We start from the raw sequence: 4,141 nt of genomic DNA, 5'->3' as shown, positions 1-4,141 counted from the left end.
CTCCAGATCCCGCACCTTCGCCCACAGGTGGTTCACCATCCCCGACCGCTGGACCATCGCCCCCTTCGGACGCCCCGTCGACCCCGACGTGAACATCACGTACGCGAGATCCGGACCGTCGCCGACGGTGGGCGGCAGGGCGCGGTCGGTCAGCGTGTCCTCCAGGACGAGGACCGTGGCGTCCCCGGCGATCTCGCGGGCCTGGGCCGCATAAGCCCGGCCCACCAGGAGGTGGCCGGCGCCGCTGTCCCGCAGGAGCCCGGAGTTGCGGGCCGCCGGGGCGGCCGGGTCCAGCGGCAGATAGGCGCCGCCCGCGCCCAGCACGCCGAGCACGCCCGTCACGAAGGGCGCGCCGGGGTCGGCGAGCATCGCGATCACGGAGCCGGTGCGCACGCCGTCCCGGGTGAGCCGGGCGGACAGCCCGCCGGACGTCTCGACCAGTTCCCGGTAGCCGAGGGTGCCCGTGGCGTCCGTCAGGGCGGGCTCGTCCGGGATGCGGTCGGCGACCGCGCGCACCCGCTCCACGACGCCGAGGGTCTCCTCGGGGATCTTGGGGTCCCAGGTGCCGAGCAGTCCGCCGAGGTCGCCGGGTGTCCCCGGTCCGGCGAGGCCGGCCGGCGCGGTGACGTCGATCCGGGCGAGCGGCAGCGCGGGGTCGGCGGCGACGGTGTGCAGGAGGTGCCGGAACATCACGGCGACGCGTTCGACGTCGGCGCGGGTGAACAGGCCGGGCGCGTAGTCGAACCGCAGCCGCAGGGACTCGCCGGGGAACACGGCCATGCTCAGCGGGTGGTGGCGGGCGTCCCTGGCCTCGGTGCGCAGCACCCGGGTGCCGTCGGAGCCGGCGTCGGTGCCGGCCGCGTCCAGCGGGAAGTTCTCGAACAGGACGACGGTGTCGAAGACCTCGCCGGTGAGTCCGGCGGCCTTGTGGATGTCGGCGAGGCCCAGGTGCTCGTGCGGCAGCAGCGCGGCCTGCTGCTCCTGGAGCGTGGACAGCAGCTCGGCGAGGGTGGTGCCGGGGCTCAGCCGGACCCGGACGGGGACGGTGGTGAGGAACATGCCGATCATCGACTCGACGTCGGGCACCTCGGCGGGCCGCCCCGAGGTGACGGCGCCGAAGACGACGTCCTGGCGGCCGGTGAGGCGGCCGAGGAGCAGCGCCCAGCAGCCCTGGACGACCGTGTTGAGGGTGAGTCCCCGGGCGCGGGCCCAGCCGGACAGGGCGGCGGTCAGCTCGCGCGGCACCTCGGCGTGCACGGTGTCGGGCAGCGCGGGCGCGCGGTCGGGGTCGGCCGGCACGAGCAGCGTGGGCTCGTCCACGCCCTCCAGTGCTGCCCGCCAGGCTCGCCGGGCCGCATCCCGGTCCTGGGCGGCGAGCCAGGCCAGGTAGGCGCGGTAGGGGGCCGGGTCGGGCAGCAGGGTGGCGTCCGCGTCGGGACGGCATAGGGCGAACAGCTCACGGACCAGCAGGGGCATCGACCAGCCGTCGACGAGGATGTGGTGGCTGGTCCAGATGAACCGGTGCCGTCCCTCGCCATGGGTGACCAGGGCGAACCTGAGGAGCGGCGGGGAGGTCAGGTCGAAGCGACGGGTGCGTTCGGCCTCGGTGATCCGGTCGAGCTCGGCGGTGCGCTCCGGTTCCGGCAGGTCCCGCAGGTCCGTCTCCTGCCAGGGCAGTTCGGCGTGGCCGGGCACGATCTGCACGGGGTCGCCGGTGGCGCGGGCGCGGAACGCGGCGCGCAGGTTCGGGTGCCGGTCGAGCAGGGTCTGACCGGCGGCGCGCAGCACGGCGGGGTCGAGGTCGCCCTCCAGTTCGGCGACGATCTGCAGGGTGTAGACGTCGGTGGTCGCGCTGTCGTAGTCCGCGTGGAACAGCAGGCCCTGCTGGAGCGGGGTGAGCGGCAGGACGTCGGCCAGGGCGGTGCCGGCGGCGGCGAGTTCGCTCTCGTACGTCTCGATCTCCGTCTGGGTCAGGTCGACCAGGGGCAGGTCGGACGGGGTGCGGCCGCCCGCGCCCGGCCCGGCGGTGTGCCGGACCAGCAGGTCCAGGGCACGGAACCAGGTCTCGGCGATGTCCTGGGCGTCCTCCTCGGCGACCACCTGGCCGGCCCACGCCCAGTTGGCGATCAGGTGGGGGCCGTCGTGGCGGTCCTCGGTGGCCGGGGTGACGTCGAGGAGGTGCGGCAGCGGCATACCGGGGTGGGCGCCGGTGCCGACGACGCCGTCGCCGCCCGCCGGTTCCCACAGCCGGTCCTCGCGGGCGTCGAAGCGGCCCATGTAGTTGAAGCCGAGCTGCGGGCGGGCGTAGGGGGCGAGGACGCGGGCGGCGTGCGGGTTGAGGTAGCGCAGCAGGCCGAAGCCGACGCCCCGGTCGGGCAGGGCGCGCAGCTGTTCCTTGACGCGCTTCAGCGCGGTGGACAGCGCGGGGCCGCCCGCCCACACCTCGTCCCAGTCGAGGGCGCCCGGGTCGAGACGGACCGGGAAGGCGCTGGTGAACCAGCCGACGGTGCGGGACAGGTCGAGGTCGTCGGTGAGCTGCTCGCGCCCGTGGCCCTCCAGCTCGATCAGGGTCTGTGCGTAGGGGGCACGGCCGTGCCGGCGCCGCCAGTCGGCGACGGCCAGGGCGAGACCGGTGAGCAGGACGTCGTTGACCTCCGCGTGGAAGACGGCGGGCACCTCGGTGAGGAGCGGGCCGGTGACGTCGGGCCCGAGTTCCAGCCGGAGGGTGCGGCGGGTGCCGTACACGTCCTTGGCGGGGTCGAGGCGGCGGGTGCCGATGAGCGGGTCGGGGCCGTCGAGGATGCCCTGCCACAGGGCGAGTTCGGTGCCGCGCCGCTCGGTGCGGGCCTGGTCGGCGAGCGTGCGCGACCAGGCGCGGTAGGAGGTGCCGACCGGGTCGGGTGCGGGGGTGCGCCCGTCGGTGAGGGCCGCGCAGGCGGCCGCCAGGTCGGGCAGCAGGATGCGCCAGGAGACGCCGTCGACGACGAGGTGGTGACCGCACAGCAAGAGCAGCGCGGTGCCCGCCCCGGGGGCCGGTGCGATCAGCACGGCCTGGAGCATGACGGCGGCGGACGGGTCGAGCCGGGCGCGGGCGGCGGCGGCCTGCCGCTCGGCGAACGCGAGCAGGTCCTTGCCGTCGGCGCCGCCCGCCTCGGCGCTCGCGACGAGGCGCACGCCGGCCAGGGCGCCGGGTTCCAGCACCTCGGTGTGCCACAGGCCGGGCGACGGCTCGGTGGCCCGGGTGCGCAGGGCGTCGTGGTGGTCGACCAGGGTGTGCAGGGCGGTCTCCAGCACCTCGGCGCCGAGGTCCGCGGGCACGTGCACGACGACGTGCTGGCTGTACTTGACGACCGGCCCGGTCAGGCTGCGGACGTCCTCGTGCAACTGGCCCATGATCGGCGTCAGTTCGTACGGTCCGACGCCCGGCTCACGGTCGTCCGGCTCGGGTGTCCCGGCGGTGCCGGGGCCGCCGGTGGCGCGGGCCAGCGCGGCGACGGTCTTGTGCTCGAAGACGTCCCGGGTGGTGAGGGCGAGCCCGGCCTTGCGGGCACGGCTGACGACCTGGATGGACCGGATGCTGTCGCCGCCGAGCGCGAAGAAGTCCTCGTCGACGCCGACCTCGGGGGTGCCGAGGACGTCCCCGAAGATCCCGCACAGGATGCGCTCCCGCTCGGTACGGGGAGCGCGCAGGCTCTCCTGTCCGGCCAGCGCGGGCTGCGGCAGGGCCTTGCGGTCGAGCTTGCCGTTCGCGGTGAGCGGCATGGCGTCGAGGACGAGCCAGGTGGACGGGATCATGTAGGCGGGCAGCAGCTGGGCCAGCTCATGGCGGACCTGGACGGCGTCGACGCCGGGACCGGTCAGATAGCCGACCAGGCGCGGGTTGCCCGAGGCGTCGGGCAGGACGGCGACGGCGGCGTCGACCACGCTCTCCAGGGAGCGCAGGACGGCCTCGATCTCACCGGTCTCGACGCGGCGTCCGCGGATCTTGACCTGGTGGTCCCGGCGCTCGATGAACTCCAGCTGCCCGTCCCCACGCTGCACTACCCGGTCACCCGTGCGGTACATCCGCGCACCCGAACCCGCGAACGGATCCGCGATGAAGGTCGTGGACGTCCGGCCCGGATCGTCCAGATAGCCGCGC

At 74.9% G+C, this 4,141-nt stretch carries 1 protein-coding gene; it reads right to left on the bottom strand.

All coding sequences use genetic code 11. The annotated features are described in order from the left end of the window. Positions 1 to 4,141 (bottom strand): condensation domain-containing protein (locus ADL34_RS33515; RefSeq protein ID WP_159039019.1); only part of this gene is annotated, 4,141 nt, incomplete at both ends.

Origin of the sequence: Streptomyces sp. NRRL WC-3605, from assembly GCF_001509795.1 — a bacterium.
GTDB lineage: Bacteria > Actinomycetota > Actinomycetes > Streptomycetales > Streptomycetaceae > Streptomyces > Streptomyces viridochromogenes.
Note: the sequence above shows the minus strand (reverse complement) of the source record. Positions and strands in the feature narration are given on the sequence as shown.